Source organism: Humibacter antri, from assembly GCF_054777235.1.
This window is the reverse complement of sequence record NZ_BAAHAW010000009.1, coordinates 44,170-65,730: the sequence shown is the minus strand read 5'-3', so window position 1 is coordinate 65,730 and position 21,561 is coordinate 44,170. Positions and strand designations below refer to the sequence as shown.

The 21,561-nt window shown below is 65.6% G+C and carries 20 protein-coding genes; 16 read left to right on the top strand and 4 right to left on the bottom strand.

What is annotated here, in order from left to right; translation table 11 throughout:
- Positions 1-29 precede the first annotated feature (29 nt).
- Together thrS and ACYVDK_RS04825 are read left to right on the top strand one after the other, a co-directional pair.
- Positions 30-1,961 (top strand): threonine--tRNA ligase, encoded by a 1,932-nt coding sequence (gene thrS / locus ACYVDK_RS04830; protein WP_460518964.1) that lies wholly within the window; start codon positions 30-32, stop codon positions 1,959-1,961.
- The gene (locus ACYVDK_RS04825; RefSeq protein ID WP_460518737.1) at positions 1,949-2,539 is read left to right on the top strand and encodes an HIT family protein; all 591 of its coding nucleotides are present in this window, start codon (positions 1,949-1,951) and stop codon (positions 2,537-2,539) included. Before thrS ends, ACYVDK_RS04825 begins: the two co-directional genes overlap by 13 nt.
- Positions 2,540-2,631: 92 nt before the next feature.
- On the opposite strand, the gene pdxY is transcribed toward ACYVDK_RS04825, so the two are convergent.
- The gene (pdxY, locus tag ACYVDK_RS04820; RefSeq protein WP_460518734.1) at positions 2,632-3,483 is read right to left on the bottom strand and encodes a pyridoxal kinase PdxY; all 852 of its coding nucleotides are present in this window, start codon (positions 3,481-3,483) and stop codon (positions 2,632-2,634) included.
- A gap of 111 nt (positions 3,484-3,594) precedes the next feature.
- Here pdxY and ACYVDK_RS04815 point away from each other — a divergent pair, with 111 nt between their 5' ends.
- The 9 genes from ACYVDK_RS04815 to ACYVDK_RS04775 all read left to right on the top strand — a co-directional run bounded on the left by ACYVDK_RS04815 (position 3,595) and on the right by ACYVDK_RS04775 (position 12,603).
- Positions 3,595-4,353, top strand: coding sequence for a YebC/PmpR family DNA-binding transcriptional regulator (locus tag ACYVDK_RS04815; RefSeq protein ID WP_460518731.1), 759 nt, complete (start codon positions 3,595-3,597; stop codon positions 4,351-4,353).
- Positions 4,354-4,387: 34 nt separating this feature from the next.
- A complete protein-coding gene (ruvC, locus tag ACYVDK_RS04810) occupies positions 4,388-4,975 on the top strand; it encodes a crossover junction endodeoxyribonuclease RuvC (RefSeq protein ID WP_460518728.1) in 588 nt (195 codons plus the stop codon).
- A complete protein-coding gene (gene ruvA, locus ACYVDK_RS04805; RefSeq protein WP_460518725.1) occupies positions 4,972-5,589 on the top strand; it encodes a Holliday junction branch migration protein RuvA in 618 nt (205 codons plus the stop codon). Before ruvC ends, ruvA begins: the two co-directional genes overlap by 4 nt.
- Positions 5,586-6,623 carry a Holliday junction branch migration DNA helicase RuvB gene (gene ruvB / locus ACYVDK_RS04800; RefSeq protein WP_460518723.1) on the top strand — a complete coding sequence of 346 codons (1,038 nt, stop codon included), beginning with the start codon at positions 5,586-5,588 and terminating at the stop codon, positions 6,621-6,623. Before ruvA ends, ruvB begins: the two co-directional genes overlap by 4 nt.
- Positions 6,624-6,698: 75 nt before the next feature.
- Positions 6,699-7,109: a preprotein translocase subunit YajC gene (gene yajC / locus ACYVDK_RS04795; RefSeq protein ID WP_460518720.1), complete on the top strand. Its 411-nt coding sequence runs from the start codon at positions 6,699-6,701 to the stop codon at positions 7,107-7,109.
- Between the two features lie 62 nt (positions 7,110-7,171).
- A complete protein-coding gene (secD, locus tag ACYVDK_RS04790) occupies positions 7,172-8,911 on the top strand; it encodes a preprotein translocase subunit SecD (RefSeq protein ID WP_460518717.1) in 1,740 nt (579 codons plus the stop codon).
- Positions 8,911-9,933: a protein translocase subunit SecF gene (secF, locus tag ACYVDK_RS04785; protein ID WP_460518714.1), complete on the top strand. Its 1,023-nt coding sequence runs from the start codon at positions 8,911-8,913 to the stop codon at positions 9,931-9,933. The genes secD and secF overlap by 1 nt, the downstream gene beginning before the upstream one ends.
- Positions 9,930-10,271 carry a rhodanese-like domain-containing protein gene (locus ACYVDK_RS04780; RefSeq protein WP_460518711.1) on the top strand — a complete coding sequence of 114 codons (342 nt, stop codon included), beginning with the start codon at positions 9,930-9,932 and terminating at the stop codon, positions 10,269-10,271. Before secF ends, ACYVDK_RS04780 begins: the two co-directional genes overlap by 4 nt.
- Before the next feature lie 76 nt (positions 10,272-10,347).
- Positions 10,348-12,603, top strand: a complete 2,256-nt coding sequence (locus ACYVDK_RS04775) for a RelA/SpoT family protein (protein WP_460518708.1) — start codon at positions 10,348-10,350, stop codon at positions 12,601-12,603.
- Here the strand turns inward: ACYVDK_RS04775 and ACYVDK_RS04770 are convergent.
- The 3 genes from ACYVDK_RS04770 to ACYVDK_RS04760 all read right to left on the bottom strand — a co-directional run bounded on the left by ACYVDK_RS04770 (position 12,573) and on the right by ACYVDK_RS04760 (position 15,457).
- Positions 12,573-13,178: a hypothetical protein gene (locus ACYVDK_RS04770; RefSeq protein ID WP_460518705.1), complete on the bottom strand. Its 606-nt coding sequence runs from the start codon at positions 13,176-13,178 to the stop codon at positions 12,573-12,575. The two genes, ACYVDK_RS04775 and ACYVDK_RS04770, sit on opposite strands and share 31 nt — an antisense overlap.
- A gap of 137 nt (positions 13,179-13,315) precedes the next feature.
- Complete coding sequence (locus tag ACYVDK_RS04765; protein ID WP_460518702.1) at positions 13,316-14,545, bottom strand: DUF349 domain-containing protein; 1,230 nt, start codon at positions 14,543-14,545, stop codon at positions 13,316-13,318.
- 99 nt (positions 14,546-14,644) lie between these two features.
- A complete protein-coding gene (locus ACYVDK_RS04760) occupies positions 14,645-15,457 on the bottom strand; it encodes a peptidylprolyl isomerase (RefSeq protein WP_460518699.1) in 813 nt (270 codons plus the stop codon).
- A gap of 200 nt (positions 15,458-15,657) precedes the next feature.
- Between ACYVDK_RS04760 and ACYVDK_RS04755 the strand changes: the two genes are divergently transcribed.
- The 5 genes from ACYVDK_RS04755 to alaS all read left to right on the top strand — a co-directional run bounded on the left by ACYVDK_RS04755 (position 15,658) and on the right by alaS (position 21,555).
- Positions 15,658-17,034: a replication-associated recombination protein A gene (locus tag ACYVDK_RS04755; RefSeq protein WP_460518697.1), complete on the top strand. Its 1,377-nt coding sequence runs from the start codon at positions 15,658-15,660 to the stop codon at positions 17,032-17,034.
- Positions 17,035-17,295: 261 nt separating this feature from the next.
- A complete protein-coding gene (rpsD, locus tag ACYVDK_RS04750; RefSeq protein ID WP_460518694.1) occupies positions 17,296-17,919 on the top strand; it encodes a 30S ribosomal protein S4 in 624 nt (207 codons plus the stop codon).
- Positions 17,920-18,173: 254 nt separating this feature from the next.
- Positions 18,174-18,551 carry a DUF948 domain-containing protein gene (locus ACYVDK_RS04745; protein ID WP_460518692.1) on the top strand — a complete coding sequence of 126 codons (378 nt, stop codon included), beginning with the start codon at positions 18,174-18,176 and terminating at the stop codon, positions 18,549-18,551.
- Positions 18,552-18,622: 71 nt separating this feature from the next.
- On the top strand, positions 18,623-18,838 hold the full coding sequence (locus tag ACYVDK_RS04740) for a hypothetical protein (RefSeq protein ID WP_460518689.1): 216 nt from the start codon (positions 18,623-18,625) through the stop codon (positions 18,836-18,838).
- A gap of 62 nt (positions 18,839-18,900) precedes the next feature.
- Entirely contained in the window at positions 18,901-21,555 is a 2,655-nt protein-coding gene (gene alaS / locus ACYVDK_RS04735; RefSeq protein ID WP_460518961.1) for an alanine--tRNA ligase, read from the top strand.
- Positions 21,556-21,561 lie beyond the last annotated feature (6 nt).

The window sequence follows — 21,561 nt, the reverse complement described above, 5'->3', positions numbered from 1 at the left end:
AGCTCTTTCCCGACCGTTCCGTTGTCGCCATGCGCGTCAACGGCGAGCTGAAGGACCTCAGCGTCACGCCGACGACGGACGACGTCGTTCCTGTGACCATCGAGTCGCCGGACGGCCTGAACATCCTGCGGCATTCGGCTGCGCACGTGCTCGCCCAGGCGGTGCAATCCATCAACCCAGAGGCGAAGCTCGGCATCGGCCCGCCGGTCACCGACGGTTTCTACTACGACTTCGACGTCGCCGAGTCCTTCACCCCAGACGACCTGAAGTCGCTCCAGAAGGCGATGGAGCGCATCGTGAGGCAGGGGCAGCGCTTCGTGCGGCGGGTCGTCACCGACGATGAGGCACGTGCCGAGCTCGCCGACGAGCCCTACAAGCTCGAGCTCATCGGGTTGAAGGGCGGCTCGGCATCCGCCGACGCGCTCGGGCAAGACAACGAAGAGGTCGAGGTCGGCGGCGGTGAGCTGACCATCTACGACAACGTCGATCCGAAGACCGGCGAGGTCGTCTGGAAAGACCTCTGCCGGGGCCCGCACCTACCGAACACTCGTCTGATCGGAAACGGCTTCGCCCTCACTCGGGTTGCCGCTGCTTACTGGCGGGGGAGCGAGAAGAACCCGCAACTGCAGCGCATCTACGGCACCGCGTGGCCCACCAAAGATGAGCTGCGCGCGTACCAGGAGCGCATGGCGGAGGCGGCACGGCGCGACCACCGCAAGCTCGGCGCCGAACTCGACCTGTTCTCCTTTCCGGACGAGATCGGCTCGGGACTGTCGGTGTTCCACCCCAAGGGCGGCATCATCCGCTACGAGATCGAGGACTACCTCCGCAAGCAGCTGCTGCGCAACGGGTACGAGCTCGTCAACACGCCGCACATCACCAAAGCGCACCTGTACGAGATCAGCAAGCACCTCGAGTGGTACGCCGACGGCATGTTCCCTCCCATGCATGTCGATGAGGAGACGGACGCCGACGGAACCGTCGTCAAGCCGGGCCAGGACTATTACCTGAAGCCGATGAACTGTCCGATGCACAACCTGATCTTCCGGGCCCGCGGACGCAGCTACCGAGAACTGCCCCTACGATTGGCGGAGTTCGGAACTGTCTACAGATACGAGAAGAGCGGCACGCTCTCCGGGCTCACCCGTGTGCGCGGACTCACACAGGACGACGCGCACGCCTATGTCGCGCCCGAGCATGTCAAGGCCGAGATAGCGACGCAGCTCGAACTGGTGCTGGACACCTTGCGCGGATACGGGCTCAGCGACTTCTATCTGGAGCTATCGACGAAGGACCCGGAGAAGTACGTCGGCGACGACGCGGTCTGGGAGGCAGCGACCGAGACCCTGCGTCAGGTCGCACTGGAGTCGGGGCTCGAGCTCGTGGACGATCCAGGGGGTGCGGCCTTCTACGGCCCCAAGATCTCCGTGCAGGCCAAGGACGCCATCGGCCGCACCTGGCAGCTCTCCACCGTGCAGCTCGACTTCTTCGAGCCCGAGTTGTTCGAGCTGGAATACACAGCGGCCGACGGCACGCGCAAGCGGCCGGTGATGATCCACCGCGCCCTTCTCGGATCGATCGAGCGCTTCTTCGCCATCCTGCTCGAGCACTATGCCGGCGCCTTCCCCGTCTGGCTGTCTCCGGTGCAGGTGATCGGAATCCCGGTCGCCGACGAATACACCCCGTATCTTGAAGAGGTTGCGCGCCGTCTTCGCGAGCACGACGTGCGGGTGGAAGTCGACCGTTCCGACGATCGCATGCAGAAGAAGATCCGGAACGCTACGACCCAGAAGGTGCCTTTCCAGCTGATCGTGGGGGAGCAGGACCGCTCTGGCGGTACCGTCAGCTTCCGGTTCCGTGATGGCTCGCAGCTGAACGGCGTTCCGATCGACGACGCGATCGAGCGCATCGTCCGGTCCATCCACGAACATGAGCAGGTCGTCACGGCATGGCCCGCCTGACGCTGGATTCGTATGATCCGGCGGAAGGCGATGACCTTCAGCGGGTTCAGCTGGACGATCCCTCGCTGCTCGCCGGTGTGCCAGACGAGTTCCAGCGCCTGTGGACACCCCATCGCATGGTGTACATCCAGCAGGGCCAGCGGGCACCGCACGCCGGCGAATGCCCGTTCTGCATGGCTCCCTCGCTGTCCGACGAACAATCGTTGATCGTGCACCGCGGCGTGCAGGCATACGCTCTGCTGAATCTGTTCCCGTACAACAGCGGACACCTGCTGGTCTGCCCATACCGTCACGTGTCGTTGTACGACGAGGCGACGCCCGAGGAGACCGACGAGATCGCGACCATCACGCAGACCGCGATGCGGGTCATCCGCTCCGTCTCACGGAACGATGGGTTCAATATCGGCATGAACCAGGGCGAGATCGCCGGCGCCGGCATCGCTTCTCACCTTCATCAGCACGTTGTGCCCCGGTGGCGCGCCGACGCCAACTTCCTGCCGATCGTCGCCAAGACGAAGGCACTGCCGCAGCTTCTCGGCGAGGTGCGGCAGGCCATCGCCGATGCTTGGCCGAACTGACACGGCAGACGAGAGCAGAGCACGCTGCGAGCTCTGCCGAGTCGATCGAGCCAGTTGAGCGCCCCGGGGGAGCACAGATGTCGGCTCGCCGGTCAGCGCACCTGCTGAACGCGGAACTGCATCCGAGGGTGTGCGAAGAACTCCTGCGATTCCACCAGTAGCAGCTCCCGGGAGCCTCGCTCGTTCGTGAGGGCGAGCAGGTCGTAGACGCTCGATACGGTGCGGCCGAGCGCATCGGCCGCACCCGCGCCCGATCGGTAGTGCGCGGTGAAGAGTGCGGCGGTCACGTCTCCGGACCCGTTGGCTTTCATCGGAATGAGCGGGGTCTGAACGATCCAGGCGCCATGTGCATCGACCGCGAGCATCTCGATCGTGTGCGGTTCCCGGTCGGGGCGCTCGACGCTGGTGACCAGCACGACGTGCGGGCCTGTCGCGCGCAGAGCGTCGACGGCGGCGAGTGTCGACTCAAGGGTGTCGGGCCGGGTGTCGGACAGGTATCCGAGCTCGAACTGGTTCGGTGTCACTATGTCGGCGGTGGGCACGACACGGTCGCGCAGCAGCACCGGAATCTCCGGTGCGACGAAGCACCCGGATTTCGCGTTGCCCATCACCGGATCGCATGAATAGATCGCGTTCGGGTTGGCGCCCTTCACGCGCGCGACGGCATCGAGGATGACGTCGCCGATCCCGTCGCTGCCCTGATAGCCGGAGAGCACGACGTCGATCTCCGGAAAAACTCCGCGGTCCTCGATGCCGGCGATGACCTCGGCGACGTCGGACGGAGCGATCAGCGGCCCCCGCCATGCACCGTACCCGGTGTGGTTCGAGAAGTTGACCGTGTTCACAGGCAGAACCTCGACGCCGATCCGCTGCAGAGGGAATACGGCGGCGGAGTTCCCGACGTGACCGTAGGCGACGGCGGACTGGATCGAGAGGGTCTTCACCGGTCGATCATGCCATGTCGGCGAAGGCCGGAAGCGCTCGGCAGGGCGGCAAAGGCGTTCGGTGGCCTTGCATAGAATGGACCCGATCTTTCACGAAACTTCAGGAGCACTGTGTCCGGGCATTCCAAGTGGGCCACCACGAAGCACAAGAAGGCGGTCATCGATGCACGCCGTGCCAAGTCGTTCGCCAAGCTCATCAAGAACATCGAGGTTGCTGCCAAGATCGGCGGCGCCGACCTCTCCGGCAACCCGACCCTGGTCGATGCCGTCCAGAAGGCGAAGAAGACCTCGGTCCCCAACGACAACATCGACCGCGCCATCAAGCGGGGCGCCGGCCTGACCGGCGAGAGTATCGACTACGCGACGATCATGTACGAGGGCTATGGTCCGAGCGGAGTCGCGCTGCTCATCGAGTGCCTCACCGACAACAAGAACCGTGCGGCGGCCGATGTGCGCACGGCGATGACCCGAAACGGCGGCACGATGGCCGATCCAGGATCGGTCTCGTACAACTTCCACCGCAAGGGCGTCATCGTGGTTCCCGGCGAAGGTACCACCGAAGATGATGTGCTGACCGCCGTGCTCGACGCAGGGGCTGAAGAGGTCACACCTCAGGGCGAGGGCTTCGAGGTGGTGACGGAGGCGAGCGACCTCGTCGCCACGCGCACTGCACTGCAGGATGCAGGCATCGACTACGACTCGGCCGACGTCGAGTTCGTCCCCCAGGTGAAGGTCGAAGGCGACGTCGAGACCGCCCGCAAGGTGTTCAGGTTGATCGACGCGCTCGAGGACTCCGACGACGTGCAGAACGTCTACACCAACCTCGACCTCAGCCCCGAGGTCCAGGCCGAACTCGAAGACGACGAGTAGAGCGACACCGTCTGCGGGTCGCGCGGACGGTCAGATGCGGAGAGACGCCGTGCGGGTGCTCGGGATCGACCCAGGGTTGACCCGGTGCGGCGTCGGCGTGGTCGACATCGCACCGGACAGACGTGCGACACTCGTCGCGGTCACGGTCATCCGGACCACGACGGATACGCCGCTCGAGCGGCGACTCCTGATCATCGGCGACGCTATCGCCGCGCTCATGGATCAGCATCGTCCCGACGCGATCGCCATCGAGCGCGTCTTCGCCCAGCACAACGTACGCACTGTGATGGGCGTGGCACAGATCAGCGGCGTCGCGCTGCACGCTGCGGCATCCCGCGGGCTTCCCGTCGGCCTGCACACCCCTACAGAGGTGAAGGCGGCGATCACCGGATACGGCACGGCGGAGAAGCGGCAAGTGCAGAATATGGTGGCCAAGGTTCTAGGGCTCGAACAGGTCCCCAAGCCGGCAGACGCGGCGGATGCCTTGGCCATCGCGATCTGCCATGCCTGGCGCGCACCTCTGGTCGCGGCCGACGCCGGCTCTTCGACCCTGACGCCGGCGCAGCAGGCGTGGCGCGCCGCCGAGAAGGCCGCGGGAGCCGCACCTAGGCTTGCGAGGTGATCTCCTCCCTTCGCGGAACCGTACTGCGGGCATCCGACGGCCTCGCCGTCATCGACGTCGGGGGAGTGGGATACGCCGTTCAGATCACGCCCGATCACGCCAGGGGGCTGCGGGTCGGCGAGGAGACGACGGTGCACACGTCGATGGTGCTGCGGCAGGAGTCCGTCGCGCTGTTCGGCTTTCCCGCCAGGGAGCACCTCGGGGTGTTCGATGCACTCATCGGCGTCTCCGGGGTCGGCCCGAAGTCGGCACTCGGCGTACTCGCGGCACTCTCACCCGACGAGATCGCGCTAGCTGTGGCCTCGGATGACGACGCAGCGTTTCGCAAGGTGAGCGGCATCGGCCCGAAGACCGCGAAGCTCATCGTCGTGTCGCTCACCGGCAAGCTCTTCGCGCCGGCCAAACCGGTCCAGACCGCAGCACAGATACCGCGCTCCGACGTGTCAGACAGCGTCGTCATCGCTCTCGTCGGGCTGGGCTGGCCGGAGAAGACGGCGACCGAGGTCGTGCGCGATCTGGTCGATGAACATGCCGAGCAGGAGCGCGACACGGTTCAGGCGCTGTTGCGGCTGGCACTGTCACGGCTCGGCCCGACCGCCAGGCAGCAGGCATGAGCGGCGATCTCACGGCTCCCGACGCGCAATCCGAGGCGGAACTGGCCTTCGAGGGGGCCCTGCGTCCGAAATCGCTCGCGGAGTTCGTCGGGCAGTCCAAGGTGCGAGGGCAGCTGCAGTTGCTGCTCACCGCCGCCCGCATGCAGGAGCGCACGCCCGACCACATCCTGCTCGCGGGCCCCCCCGGCCTTGGAAAGACGACGCTCGCGATGATCGTCGCACACGAGAGCGGCCGCACCCTTCGCATGTCGAGCGGGCCCGCCATCCAGCACGCCGGCGACCTCGCGGCGTTGCTGTCGTCGATCGTGCCGGGCGAGGTGCTGTTCATCGATGAGATCCATCGCATGGCCCGCTCGGCCGAGGAGATGCTGTACCTCGCCATGGAGGACTTCCGCATCGACATCATGGTCGGCAAGGGAGCGGGGGCGACCTCGATTCCGCTGGATCTCGCGCCGTTCACGCTCGTCGGCGCGACGACCCGCTCTGGGTTGCTGCCCAATCCACTGCGCGATCGCTTCGGATTCACCGCCCATCTCGAGTTCTACGACGACGCCGAACTCGAGCGGGTGCTCGAACGCGCCGCCGTGCTCATCGACTTCGAGATCGACAAGGACGCCGTGGCCGAGATCGCGGGACGATGCCGGGGCACGCCGCGCATCGCCAATCGCCTTCTGCGACGTGTGCGAGACTATGCGCTCGTTCACGGCGGGCAGGCGAACCGCGACGCCGTGCGCGCGGCGCTCGAGCTCTACGACGTCGACGAACTCGGACTCGACCGAATCGATCGAGCAGTGATGCAGGCTATCCTGACGCGTTTCGACGGCGGCCCGGTCGGTCTGAACACGCTGGCGGTCTCGGTGGGCGAAGAGGCGGATACGATCGAGTCGGTGGTGGAGCCGTTCCTCGTGCGGATCGGACTCATCACCCGCACGCCACGTGGCCGGGTGGCCACACCGGCAGCGTGGGACCACCTGGGAATACCGAGGAAGTCCCCTGCTGGCGCGCAGCAAGCCCTCTTCATCGATGACCTATAATCTTTAGTTAGCCTGCAGCCCCCATGCCAATGAGGTGGTTGTTACCCTTGCCCCTCATTTCCGGAAGGTTCCACGTTGGATCAGAACATCCTGACCATAGTCATGGTCGTCGTCCTGGCGGCCCTCATCTTCTTCATGTTCCGCAGCAGCCGCAAGCGGCAGAAGCAGGCATCCGAGCTGCAGAAGAAGGTCGTGCCGGGTGCCACCGTGATGACGAACTTCGGTGTCTTCGGCACGATCGTCTCCATCGACGAGGAGACCAACAAGGTCGAACTCGAGACGAGCCCCGGGCACATCCTCACCGTGCACCGTCAGACCATCGGCCGTGTGGAGACAGTCCCCGAGGACGCGAACGAGACCGCGACAGACGTTGCGGACACCGCGACCGAAACCCCCGCGGTCGAGACGAAGCCGCAGTTCGGGGAGCGGATCGAGGATGTCGACACCGCAGCGAAGAACGCCTCGTCGAAGAATATCGACGAGTAGTCCCTTCCTCCGTGCGGCGGCCGACGACGGCTGCCGCACGAGCATAGAAAGCTGAGTTCTCAGTGGCGAATTCGTCCCCGGTGAAGAGCGCCTCGCGGTCGCTGATCTGGCTCGGCGTGATCGTGGTCGCGCTCATGCTCGTACTCGGCGGCGGTGTGTTGTTCTCGAACGCGACCTGGCTGCCGAAGCTCGGCCTCGATCTCGAGGGCGGAACCGAGATCATCCTGACCCCGCAACTCGAGGGCGGTCAGTCGATCAGCAACGACGAGCTCAACCAAGCCGTCTCGATCATCCGGGAGCGCGTCGACGCGGCCGGCGTGTCCGAAGCTCAAGTGAGCACGCAGGGCAGCGACAACATCGTGGTCTCCATCCCCGGCACGCCCGACCAGGCCACGCTGAACCGCATCAAGTCCTCTTCGAAGATGGAGCTGCGGCCGGTGCTGCTCACGGGAGCCCCGACGAACACGTTCGTCGGTTCCAACGGCAAGACCACTCCGTACCCGTCGCCCGCTCCCACTCTGCAGGCCACGCCGACGGCGAAGCCCACGAACGGCAGCGATACTGCCTGGATCACTCCCGCCCTGCAAGCCCAGTACAACGCGTTCAACTGCTCGTCGCTGAAGGACGGCACCACGAACGTGGCTCCGGCCGACAAGCCGCTCATCACCTGCGACGACAAATCGTCGGCGAAGTATCTGCTCGGTCCGGTCGAGGTGCAGGGCTCTGAGATCACGAACGCCACGGCGGGGATGGCCACGGATTCGAGCGGCAACTCGACGGGGCAATGGGTCGTCAACCTCACATTCAACGGCCAGGGCACGAAGGACTTCGGCACGGTGAGCACCCGGCTGTACGGGTACTACAGCAAGAATGCCAACGACCCGCGCGCGCGATTCGCGTTCGTGCTCGACGGCAAGGTGTTGGAAGCGCCTGCCATGCAGGGCTCGATCACGAACGGCCAAGCGCAGATCAGCGGCAGCTTCACCCAGACCTCGGCGCAGACCCTCGCCGACCAGCTGAAGTTCGGCGCCTTGCCCGTCAGCTTCAAGGTGCAGAGTTCCGACACCATCTCCGCGACACTGGGCTCCACACAGCTCCTCAGCGGACTGATCGCCGGTGCGATCGGCCTGCTCCTCGTGGTCGTCTACACGCTCTTCCAGTACCGGCTGCTGGGACTCGTGACGATCACGTCACTGGTCGTGGCCGCGCTGCTCACCTATCTCGTGATCACGATCCTGTCGTGGCGCATCGATTACCGCCTCTCGCTCGCCGGCGTCGCCGGCCTGATCGTCGCAATCGGCTTCACCGCCGACTCGTTCATCGTGTATTTCGAGCGAATACGCGACGAGCTCCGTGACGGCAGAACACTCACCTCTGCGGTGGAGGCCGGCTGGAAACGCGCGAAGCGCACCATCTATGCGTCGAAGTCCACCAACCTGCTTGCCGCGATCGTGTTGTACGTGCTCGCCGTCGGCAACGTGCAGGGCTTCGCGTTCACGCTGGGCGTCACGACCGTGCTCGACGTGCTGATCGTCATCATGTTCACGCATCCAACCCTCCAACTGCTGGCACGGACACGCTTCTTCGCCAGCGGCAACAAATGGTCGGGACTGGATCCGGACGCGCTGGGTGCTGTCTATCGTGGAGCCGCGCAATTCCGCACGTCCACGACCGTCAGCGATACCAAACGCGCCGCGAGCAGCCGCGAGGCCACGAAGCGTCAGACGATCGCGGAGCGCAAGCAGGCCGAACTCGTCGCCGCCGGCGGCAGCAAGGCCGAAAAGGACGAGAAGGACTCCTGATGGCCGCCACACGCTTCCAGAAGTTCGGCAACGACCTCTATACCGGCGCACGCTCGATCGACTTCGTCGGCAAACGCAAGATCTGGTATGTCATCGCGGCCGTTCTCATCGTCGCGGCGGTGATCATTCCGATCGCCAAGGGCGGCTTCAACTTCGGCATCGATTTCCGCGGCGGTTCCCAGTTCACCGTCTCCGACGTCAAGACCACCGACCAGTCGCTCGCCGAGAAGGCGGTGCACGAGGTCAAGCCGAACGCCGTGGTGCAGGTCAGCGTCACCAACGGCACCGGCGGTCAGGGCATCCGCGTTCAGACCGATCAGCTGACGACCGGCCAGACGAGGTCCGTGACGAGCAACCTCGCGTCGGCCTACGGCGTTCCCGTCGCCGATGTCGCCTCGACCTTCATCGGCCCGAGCTGGGGAGCGGACGTCTCCAGACAGGCGATTCAGGGACTCGTCGTGTTCCTTCTGCTCGCGTTCATCGCGATGGCGTTGTACTTCCGAACGTGGAAGATGTCCGCCGCCGCGATCCTCTCGCTCTTCCACGACCTGATCATCACGGCGGGAATCTACGCTCTGGTCGGCTTCGAGATCACCCCCGCGACGATGATCGGCTTCCTCACGATCCTTGGATATTCGCTGTACGACACCGTGGTGGTGTTCGACAAGATCAGGGAGAACACCGGGCAGGACAAGGACGCGCTGAAACACACGTTTGCGGAGTCGGTGAACCTCGCCGTCAACCAGACTCTCGTGCGCTCGATCAACACCGCTGTCGTCGCGGCGCTCCCGGTGGCCGCGATCCTCTTCATCGGCGCGTTCGTTCTCGGAGCCGACACGCTGCGCGACATCTCGCTCGCGCTCTTCATCGGCATTCTGATCGGAACGTACTCGACGATCTTCATCGCAGCCCCCCTCTACGCGGACTTCCGACGTGGTGAGAAAGAGATCGTCAAACACGATCGCAAGGTTCTGGCGGCGAGATCGAAGTCACCGGTCACCGAGGTCGTCCCCGCCAAGTGACACACGAGCCAGGAGAGTCGGTCACGGCAGGCGAGGCGATCTCGCTCGTCGCATCCGGTGAACTGTGGCTGCTCGATGTGCGCGAGGACTTCGAGTGGAGCTCCGGGCACGCCTCGGCCGCCCATCACATCCCGCTCGGCGAACTGGGACCGCGGCAGGGCGAACTGCCCGACGACGTCACCATCGCGGTGATCTGCCACGTCGGTCAGCGCTCTCGGATGGTCACGGACGCCTTGGTCGATGCCGACTACTCGGCGATCGACATCGCGGGCGGCATGGTGGCGTGGCAGGCGTCCGGCGGCGATGTCGTCGGCACCGAAGCCGAGCAGGCACGGTAAGCGACGTGCGCTGTGGGCGGACCCGCCGACGCCGTCGGTATCGAGTCGCGATAATGAGACTCGGGAGGGGATGCTGATGGTCGATACGACAACACAGCAGACCGCCTCTCTGCGCCGCCTCGTGCCTCGGATCTTCTCCAGGGCCCAGCAGCCCGCTGGTGCGGTGGACACGCTCTTGAAGACCGTGCGGTTGCACCATCCCAAGGCCGATCTCGCCCTGATCGAACGCGCCTACACCGTCGCTGAACGTGCGCACGCCGGACAGACGCGGCAGAGCGGCGAACCTTACATCACGCATCCGGTCGCGGTCGCCCAGATCTTGGCCGACCTCGGCATCGGTTCGAAGGCGATCGCGGCGGCGTTGCTGCACGACACGGTCGAAGACACCGACTACGCGCTCGATGAATTGCGCGCCGATTTCGGCGATGAGATCGGCATGCTGGTCGACGGCGTCACCAAGCTCGACAAGGTCAAGTACGGCGAGAGTGCACAGGCCGAGACCGTCCGCAAGATGATCGTGGCGATGTCGAAAGACATCCGCGTGCTGATCATCAAGCTGGCCGACCGACTGCACAACGCGCGCACCTGGGGTTTCGTCCCACCGGCCACGGCGACCCGCAAGGCCACCGAGACCTTGGAGATCTACGCCCCGCTCGCGCATCGGCTCGGAATCCAGACGATCAAGTGGGAACTGGAAGACCTCTCGTTCGCGGTGCTGTATCCCAAGCTTTACGTCGAGATCGAGAATCTCGTCAAGCAGCGTTCTCCCGAGCGGGAACGAGTGGTGCAGCAGGTGACGGATTCCATCAACGACGACTTGAAGTCCGCCAAGATCCGCGGCAAGGTGGTCGGCCGGCCGAAGCAGTACTACTCGATCTATCAGAAGATGGTCGTGCGCGGACGCGAGTTCGATGAGATCTACGACCTGGTGGGCATCCGTGTCATCGTCAATTCGGTGCGCGACTGCTATGCCGTGCTCGGACAGATCCACGCGAGATGGACGCCGATGCCCGGCCGGTTCAAGGACTACGTCGCGACACCGAAGTTCAACCTGTACCAGTCGCTGCACACCACGGTCATCGGGCCGGAGGGCCGTGCGGTCGAGATCCAGATCCGTACCGAGGAGATGCACCAGCGCGCCGAGTTCGGCGTCGCGGCCCATTGGAAGTACAAGGAGCGCGTCGCCGGTGGCAAAGCCGACGACATCGGCAAGGTCGACACCGACATGGCGTGGCTCGCGCATATCTCGGACTGGCAGGCCGAAACGGCGGATCCGAGCGAGTTCCTCGACTCACTCCGATTCGAGATCGGTGCCAAGGAGGTCTACGTCTTCACCCCGAAGGGCAGGGTGATCGGGCTGCCCTCCGGCGCCACGCCCGTGGACTTCGCATACGCCGTGCACACCGAGGTCGGGCACCGCACGATGGGCGCCAGGGTGAACGGTCGTCTGGTGCCGCTGGAGTCACCGCTCTCGACCGGTGACGTGGTCGAAGTCTTCACGTCGAAGAACCCCGACTCCGGCCCGAGCCAGGACTGGCTCAATTTCGTGAAGAGCCCGCGGGCGCGCAACAAGATCCGGCAATGGTTCACGAAAGAGCGTCGTGACGAAGCGATCGAGCAGGGCAAGGATGCCATCGCCCGCGCCATGCGCAAACAGAATCTCCCGCTGCAGAGGTTGATGACGCAGGACTCGCTCGGCGAGGTCGCGGCGCAGATGAAGTACGACGACGTCTCCGCGCTCTACGCTGCGATCGGCGAGGGCCACGTCAGCACGCAGTCCGTGCTCGAGAAGGTCGTCGCATCACTGCAATCCGAGACGGAGAGCGACGTCACCGAGCTGCCGCCTCCAGCGCGGGTCCGCGGCCGCAGGCTGCGCAACAGCGACTCCGGCGTGCTTGTGCGCGGTGCGCCGGACATTCTCGTCAAACTGGCAAAGTGCTGCACTCCGGTGCCAGGGGACCCGATCGTCGGCTTCATCACCCGCGGCTCGGGAGTGAGCGTGCACCAGGCGGACTGCCACAACGTGCAGGACCTGATGCGCGAACCGGAGCGCATGATCGACGTCGAATGGGCCCCGTCGTCGAAGAGCGTCTTCCTCGTACAGATCCAGGTGGAGGCGCTCGATCGAGCCGGCCTGCTCTCGGATGTGACCAGGGTGCTCTCCGAGCACCACGTGAACATCCTCTCGGCGACGGTCTCCACCTCCAGTGATCGCCTCGCGCTGAGCCGGTTCGTCTTCGAGATGGGCGACACCACACACCTGGATCGGGTGCTCAACGCGGTACGCAGAATCGACGCGGTCTACGACGTGTACCGCGTCAGTGCCGGCTGAGATCGCACCTTCGATGTATGCGTCGGGCCGGTAGTCTGCCGGTCCCATTCCGCCAGCAGCCGAAGGGCACGGCCCTTGCCCGGCAGGTTCGGAGTCGTGGCGATCCGTCGTGCGCACTCGCCCGCGAGCCACGGATGACGATCGAGGATGCTCCGTGCCGCGACCCGGGCGTCCTCCCGCTCCACGAACGCCAGGTCGTACATGATGCGGGCCGGGACTGTGACACGAAGCCCTGCGATCTCCACGGAGTCGCCCGGCTCGTGCGTCATCTCCCGGAGCTCGAAGCGCGGTGACGGCGGGAACTTGACACGATCGGATCGCGGTACGCACATCGTGTGGATCGGCGGCGCAAGCGGCAGCAGCCCATGAACCCAAAGGGCGCTGTCGAGCTCGGCGATCATGCGTGTTCCGGCGACGCTCCGCAACGCTCTCGCTCGCAACCACGCGTTCTCGACCTCGTCGACGGGGGAGAACCGTTCGTCGATGGCGAACAACTCACCGTCGAGTCGGGCAGCGTGCAGCTCTGCCAGCGAGAGTGCGCCAGGGGCGAGTACGGATGCCATTGCGTGCGCCATGCCCCCATGGTCGCGCCACGCCGCCGACCATCGCCGTCGAACGCTGGCATCCGTGGAGAAGATGCAACGCTCGCCCTACGGTGGAGAACGCCGCGGCGGCAACTCAGGGTCGGAGAACGGTCAGTGCGGAATCACGCTCAGCGCAGTGCCGCCAGCCAGGCCTTGCGGGCGTCGAGCGCTTCTTGGGCCTGCGCGATCGCCCTGGCGTCACCGGATGCCTTCGCCGCTTCAAGTTCTTCTTCGAGCCTTGTGATGGCATCCGTCAACTGCGCAGCGAGTCCCTCGGAGCGTGCCTTCTTCTCCGGATTGCTGCGCTCCCAATGCTCGTCATCGAGCTTGCGCACGGCCGTCTCAACCTTGCGCAAGCGCTCCTCGACAGACTTCATCTGGTCACGGGGAACCTTGCCGATCGCGTCCCATCGCGTCTGGATGGACAGCAGCGTGGATCGCGCGGCCGTCCGATCCACGGCCTTCAGAAGCGGCTCGGCTTCCGTCAGCAGTGCCAGTTTCTGCTCCAGGTTGTGCTGGTATTCCTCGTTCTCGACTGCGTCGGACTCGGCCTTCGCCGCGTAGAGCACGTCTCCGGCAGCCTTGAACCTCGCCCAGAGTGCGTCGTCGTTCCGCTTGCCGGCGCGGCCCGCCCGCTTCCAGTCGTCGAGCAGCGACCGGTATTGCGGTACCCCGTCCGCCCCCAGCGGCGCGAGTGCCTCGGCGTGGACGATCAACTCCGTCTTACGTGCGCGCACGTCTCGGTGCTGCGAGTCCAGATCGGCGAAGAACGCCTTACGGTTGCGTTCAAGCGTCGTTCGCGCCGTTCTGAATCGCTTCCACAACTCGTTGGCGTCGCTCTTCGGAATGCGCGGGCCCTCGTGCTGGTGCTTCTGCCACGCCGAGAACAGCTCGTCGAGTCGCGCGCTCGCCTGCTTCCATTGCGTGGTGGCCGAATCTTCGGCCGCAAGCGCCTCGACGTGCTCGACGATCGCCGTACGCTCCGCGATGGCATGCTCAACGGCGGCCTTCGCCTCGGCCGACTGCTGCTCGGTGAGTTCCTCGACGGTACCGCCGAGCTTGGCGAGCCGCTCATCGAGTGCCACGAGATCGCCCACTGCATTGGCCGCTGCGACGGAGCCGCGCAACGTTGCGACGGCCTTCGCGACATCGGCGGCAGGAGCGCCACGGCGCGCCCGCTGCTCCAGGAGCCCGACTTGTCCGGCGAGGTCGGCATACTTGCGCTCGAAGTAGGCGATCGCCTCCTCCGCCGACGCATCCGGATACTCGCCGACGACACGCTCACCGTCCGCAGTGCGCACGTAGACCACGCCGGCCTCGTCGACACGACCCCACGGGTGCTGATCAGTAGTTGACACGAGCCTCACCTGTTCGAAGACGGCCGGGGGTGACCGTCGTTGCTGCCTATCAAGCCTATTGCACCGCTGAAGGCGCGCTCCTGGGTCGATACCAGGCCGTTACTGGAGCGTGAAGGAATCGATCTTCGGGCTGACGACGGGCTTGCCGTCGCTGCCGCCGCCCTGCACGCCCTTGTCTGTGACATCCGTCTTGAGCTCATCGAGTCCGCTCGTGACCGTGCCGATCACCGAGTAACCTCCTGCGCTGTCGTTCGGAATGGTCGTGTCGCCGTAGACGATGAAGAACTGACTCCCGTTGCTGTATGCATTGCCGCTCTGCCTGGCCATCGCGATGGTGCCGGCGGAGTACTTACCGTCGGCCGGCGCGTTCTCGATCGGGCCGAAGCTGTAGCCGGGGCCGCCCGTTCCGTCACCCTTCGGGTCGCCGCACTGCAGCACCTTGAACGTGGCACCGGTCGTGAGACGGTGACAGACGGTGCCGTTGAAGAAGTTCTTCTTGGCGAGCGAGATCATCGACGAAACCGCCTGCGGCGCCTTCGCCCCGTCGAGCGAGACGCCTAGCGGAATGCCGTTGACGGTGAGCGTTCCGGTCCAGGTGCGTCCATCGGCCAATGTCTTCGACGGCACGTCGCCCTCGTTCTTCCCGGTCGCGGCCGGAGTGGGCGTTGCGGTGGACGAAGCGGAAGCCTTCGGAGACGAGACAGGCTTGCCTGGTCCCGCCGCGAAGTAGGTCAGCTGAAGCACGACCGCCAGCGCGAGTACGACGACCACAACGCCTCCCGCGATCGCGTTGTCTCTCACGCGCCGCTTCTTCGTGTGCTCGTGCACGGCCTGACGCGCCTGATATGCGCGCAGGCGATCGCGCGACTGGCGCGCATCACGGTCGTTCTGCCTCTTCGGGGACACGGGCATCCTCCACTTCGGCGCGTCGGCAACGCCGAGTCAGGGTGTTCGGGGGCCGTGGCGGCCCGGGACCGAGGCCGGGCCGATCCCAGAAAGGAACTCTATCGCGGCTCCACGGCTCAACACACTCCATCGCCTCGGCCTTGCAAGCAAGCTTGCAGGGCTCTCGGCTCAGTCGCGTGTGATCGGCACCTTCTATCCTTGGACACATGCCGGGCACACAGCAGGGGCTTCGCGCGGGCGCCACCCCGCTGGCCGTGCGGATGCGTCCTCGCCGGCTCGATGAGATAGCGGGGCAGCGCCATCTGCTCACGCCCGGCTCCCCGCTGGTCGGCCTCGCCGGTGACACGACGGGGGAGCGCGGTTCGGTGTCGGTCATCCTGTGGGGACCACCTGGAACCGGCAAGACGACACTCGCTCAGGTCATCGCTCATTCCTCAGGGCGCCGTTTCGTCGAACAGTCCGCCGTCACCGCCGGCGTGCGCGACGTGCGTGCCGTGATGGAGGAGGCGAAGTCGAACCGCGACCTCTACGGCGTATCGACTGTGCTGTTCCTCGACGAGATCCATCGCTTCACGAAGGCCCAGCAGGACGCCCTTCTGCCTGGCGTCGAGAACGGATGGGTCATCCTTGTTGCGGCGACGACGGAGAACCCGTCGTTCTCGGTCATCTCTCCTCTGCTTTCCCGTTCCCTCCTGCTCACTCTCGAGCCGCTCTCCGATGACGACCTCGGAACGCTCATCGATCGGGCGGTGAGCGACGAGCGTGGGTTGAAGAATGCCGTGATCGTGGAGGCCGAAGCCCGCGCGGCCTTGATCCGACTCGCCTCGGGGGATGCGCGACGTGCACTGACAGCGCTGGAAGCGGCCGCCAACGCTGCCGTCGACAACGCACGCGGGAGCGAGGATGCGGAACGGGTCGATGAGGGGAAGGCCGCGGAGGACGCAGCGCCGGTGGTGACCGCGGAGCTCGTGGCATCCGCCGTCGACAGGGCATTGCTGCGTTACGACCGCAACGGCGACGAGCATTACGACGTCATCAGTGCGTTCATCAAGTCGGTGCGCGGGTCGGACGTGGACGCGGCGCTACACTACCTGGCTCGCATGATCGAGGCGGGCGAGGATCCTCGGTTCATCGCCCGCCGCATCATCGTGCTCGCCTCCGAAGACATCGGCATGGCCGACCCCGGCGCGCTCGGCGTTGCGGTGGCCGCCGCCGACGCGGTGCAGTACATCGGCATGCCTGAGGGGCGCATTCCACTGGCCCAGGCCGTGGTGCATCTCGCCACTGCACCGAAGTCGAACGCGGCATACATGGCACTGGATGCCGCGATCGCGGATGTGCGCGCCGGAAAGATCGGTCGTGTTCCGAAGCCATTGCGCGACGCGCACTACCCGGGCGCGAAACGACTCGGCCACGGCAAGGGTTACGTGTATCCGCACGACGACGAGCTGGGCGTGGTGCGTCAGCAATACCTGCCGGACGCATTGAAGGACTCGATCTACTACACCCCGACCGAGCATGGCCGTGAACGGGAGATCGCCGCGCGGCTCGCGAAACTGCGGCGCATCACGAAAGGCAAGTGACGCGACGCCCTGCTGGGCTCTGCTATCATTGTCGGGCCGAGAAGAAGGAATCCGTGCGGCTGCGGGCATCCTTCTCGACAGGGAAAAGCTCTGTAGCCGAGCATCCCCGGCCATCCCTCCCATTGCGAAAGCGACAGCGGCGTGCCTGGCAGCAGGTCGCCGTGGATGTCGATCTGACATGCGTCGCCGGATCAGCCAATGGCTGCCGCGGTTCACGCCGCTTCAGGCAGCACAAGCGAGAAGAACTACGAAAGGAAAGACGTGTCCTCACGTTCCCGCAGCAAGACCCGCCTCTCGCGGTCGCTGGGCGTCGCCCTGACCCCGAAGGCCGCTCGCATCATGGAGAAGCGTCCGTACGCTCCCGGTGAGCACGGTCGCACCAAGCGCAAGGCCGACAGCGACTATGCCGTACGTCTGCGCGAGAAGCAGCGCCTGCGCGCCCAGTACGGCATCCGGGAGAAGCAGCTCCGCATCGCGTTCAACGAGGCCCGCCGTACCCAGGGCCTGACTGGTGAGAACCTCGTCGAACTGCTCGAGATGCGTCTCGACGCTCTCGTGCTGCGCGCCGGCTTCGCCCGCACCACGTCGCAGGCGCGCCAGTTCGTAGTGCACCGCCACATCCTCGTGGACGGCCGGATCGTCGACCGCCCCTCCTTCCGCGTGAAGCCGGGCCAGCTCGTGCACATCAAGGCGCGTTCCGAGGGGACCGAGCCGTTCCAGGTGGCCGCTGCCGGTGGCAATGCCGATGTGCTCGCGAAGACTCCCGCCTACCTCGAGGTCGAGCTCGACAAGCTCCAGGCACGTCTGGTACGTCGTCCTAAGCGCGCCGAGGTGCCTGTGACGTGTGACGTGCAGCTCGTCGTCGAGTACTACGCAGCGCGATAGACGCGATTGGGCCGAGAGTCGAGCGAGTTCACTCGTTCGACCGAGGCGATTGAGCGTTTGAGCGGCGAAGCCGCGATAGCGCCGCGTGGTACGGCCGCGCTGCGGCCCGAAAGGGCACAGCCTACGCAGCAGGAACACAGGCGCGAGGCGACCGCTTCGGGCAACGTGCCGGTCGCACCTACTACGCTGGAGGGCGGGTCGTTCACGCGGCCCGCCCTTCACGTATATTCCCGAACAGGAATGGATGGTGCACCGTGTCAGGTGGAGACATCGCCGGCCTGATCGCCGCAGGCGTCTTCGCCGTATTGGTCGCACTGATGGCGATCCCGCTCGTGAAGCTGGGCAAAGTGTTCGATCAGACGACCGACTCCATCAAAGAGGTCAGTGACGGCCTCACGCCCATCCTCGAGGAGACGACGGAGACGCTCCGAGAGACCAACAAACAGCTCGCGAGGGTGGATGTCATCACCCGCAACGTGGAGGATGTCACCGGCAACGTATCGGCGCTGGTGGCACTCTTCGCTGCTACAGTCGGCGGTCCGCTCATCAAACTGGCCGGGTTCAGCGCTGCCGTGCGCGCTGCGTTCCGGTTCGGGCGGGGCGGTAAGGCCGGCAGCGACGTTCCGCGCTGAACTCCGGCGCCACGGTCCCGCCGATAACGCTCAATCCCGCTACCACGCTCACGACCACTAGGAGATCCGCAATGAAGAGCTTCCTCTGGTTCGTCGTCGGCATCGCCGCCGGCTTCGCGATCGCACACCAGGTGAACAAGACCGATCAGGGCAAGCAGTTCTTCGACGAACTGGACCGCAAGGCTCACGACTTCGGCGCTGCCGTCAGCGACGGCTATCGCAAGCGTGAGGCCGAGTTGCGCATCGCCATCGACCAGGCGGAAGACGTCATCTCCGACCTGTCCTGAGCACGCACCACACCGACCGAACGAACGGAACCATGCAGACCGCCCCACTGTCGACAGCCCCCCTGCAGACGGCAGAGATCCGTCGTCGCTTCCTCGACTTCTTCGCCGAGCGCGGCCACACGATCGTTCCGTCGGCGTCGCTCGTCAGCGACGACCCCACACTGCTCTTCACGATCGCCGGCATGGTGCCTTTCGTTCCCTATCTCACCGGCCTCGTTCCCGCACCGTACCCGCGTGCGGCCGACTCGCAGAAGTGCATCCGCACGCTCGACATCGACGAGGTCGGCAAGACGCCGCGGCATGGCACGTTCTTCCAGATGCTCGGCAACTGGTCGTTCGGCGACTACTTCAAGAAGGAAGCGATCCGGTACGCCTGGGAGCTTCTGACCACGTCGGAGGACGAGGGGGGACTCGGGTTCGACCCGAAGGATCTGTGGGTCACGGTCTTCGAAGACGACGACGAGGCGCGCGGATACTGGAAGGAGGTCGCCGGACTGCCGGATGACCGCATCCAGGGACTGGGCATGGACACCAACTACTGGTCGACCGGCGTCCCCGGTCCCGCAGGACCGTGTTCGGAGATCTTCTTCGACCGCGGGCCGGAATACGGCATCGATGGCGGTCCGGCCACCGACGACGACCGGTACGTCGAGATCTGGAACCTCGTCTTCATGCAGTACTTGCGCGGCGAGGGGAGCGGCAAGACCGACTTCGAGATCCTCGGCGAGCTGCCGAAGAAGAACATCGACACCGGCATGGGCCTCGAGCGAGTCGCATTCCTCAAGCAAGGTGTGGAGAACATCTACGAGATCGACCAGATCCGGCCGGTTCTCGACCGCGCCGCGCAGCTGTCGGGCAAGACCTACGGTGCACACCACGAAGACGATGTGAGAATGCGCGTGGTCGCCGACCACGTACGCAGTGCATTGATGCTGATGTCGGACGGCGTCACGCCCTCGAACGAAGGGCGCGGGTACATCCTGCGCCGACTCATGCGCCGCACCGTTAGGTCGATGCGCTTGCTCGGGGTGGAGACAGCCACCTTCCCGACGCTCTTCGCGGCGTCACGGGATGCGATGAAGTCCACCTACCCCGAGGTCGAGAACGACTACGCCCGCATCTCTCACCTGGCGTTCTCTGAAGAAGACACCTTCTTGCGCACGCTGGCCAGCGGCACCACCATCCTCGACACGGCGGTGGAGAACACGCGTTCCTCGGGCGAGTCCCAGCTCGCCGGCGACACCGCATTCCTGCTGCACGACACGTACGGCTTCCCGATCGATCTCACACTGGAGATGGCGGAGGAGGCCGGGCTGACCGTCGACCGTGCCGCCTTCGACATGCTGATGTCGCAGCAGAAGGCGAGGGCGAAGGCCGACTCGAAGGCGAAGAAGCGTCAGCTGGCCGACCTGTCGGTGTACAGCGAGCTGCGCGGCAAGGGCGAGACCGTCTTCACCGGATACGACGAGTTGCAGACCCAGTCGCGAGTGCTGGGCATCCTCGTCGACGGCGCACCCGTGCCACGGGCATCCGAGGGACAGCTCGCCGAGGTCATCCTCGCTGAGACCGCGCTGTACGCAGAGTCGGGCGGCCAGGATGCCGACCAGGGTGTCATCCTCGGCCCTGGCTACGAGCTCGAGGTGCTCGACGTGCAGAAGCCGGTCAAGGGGCTGATCAGCCACACCGTGCAGGTCACGCGAGGCGAGGTGGGTGTCGACGTGCCTGCGACGAGCGTGGTGGATGCGGACTATCGCAGGGGCGCGCGACAGGCGCACTCCGGTACCCACATCATCCATGCCGCGTTGCGTCAGGTGCTCGGGCCGAACGCGCACCAATCCGGCTCCTACAACAAGGCCGGCTACCTGCGCCTGGACTTCTCGTGGAATCAGGGCCTGTCCGCCGAGACACGGAGCGAGATCGAGGAGATCTCCAACAACGCGATCCGCGACGACCTCGAGGTGGTGACGCGGGAGCTGCCTCTGGATGAGGCTCGGGCGATGGGCGCGATGGCGCTGTTCGGTGAGAAGTACGGCGACGTGGTACGGGTCGTCGACATCGGCGGCCAGTGGTCGCGTGAACTGTGCGCCGGCACGCACGTGTCGTCGAGCTCCGAGATCGGCATGATCAACCTCATCAGCGAGTCGTCCGTCGGTTCCACCAACCGTCGCGTCGAATCGCTGGTCGGCATCGAGGCGTTCCGCGACCTCGCAGCAGAGCGCACCCTCGTATCGCAACTGAGCGGGATGCTGAAGACGCCGCGCGAACAGCTCCCGCAGCGCATCGACGACCTCGTCAGCAGCCTGAAGGCGGCAGAGAAGAAGATCGCGGGCTTCGAGGCGCGCGTCGTGCTCGATCGCGTCCCCTCACTCGTCGAGAAGGCGGAGCGCGTCGGTACCGTGCGCCTGGTCGCTCAGAGCGTCGGCACGCTCGGCTCCGCCGACGACCTGCGGATGCTCGCCACGACGGTGCGCGAACGCCTCGGCTCGGATGCGGCAGTCGTGGCGCTGGCGGCGGTGGCCGCCGAGCGTCCGATCGTGATCGTCGCGACGAACCAGGCGGCACGCGATGCCGGTGTGAAGGCCGGCCCCCTCGCGAAGCGCGCGGCATCCGTGCTCGGTGGCGGCGGGGGAGGCAAGGACGACCTCGCGCAGGGCGGCGGGTCCGATGCCGGCGCGGTCGAGGCGGCTCTGGCATCCGTGCATTCGGCGGTCGGATAACAGCGG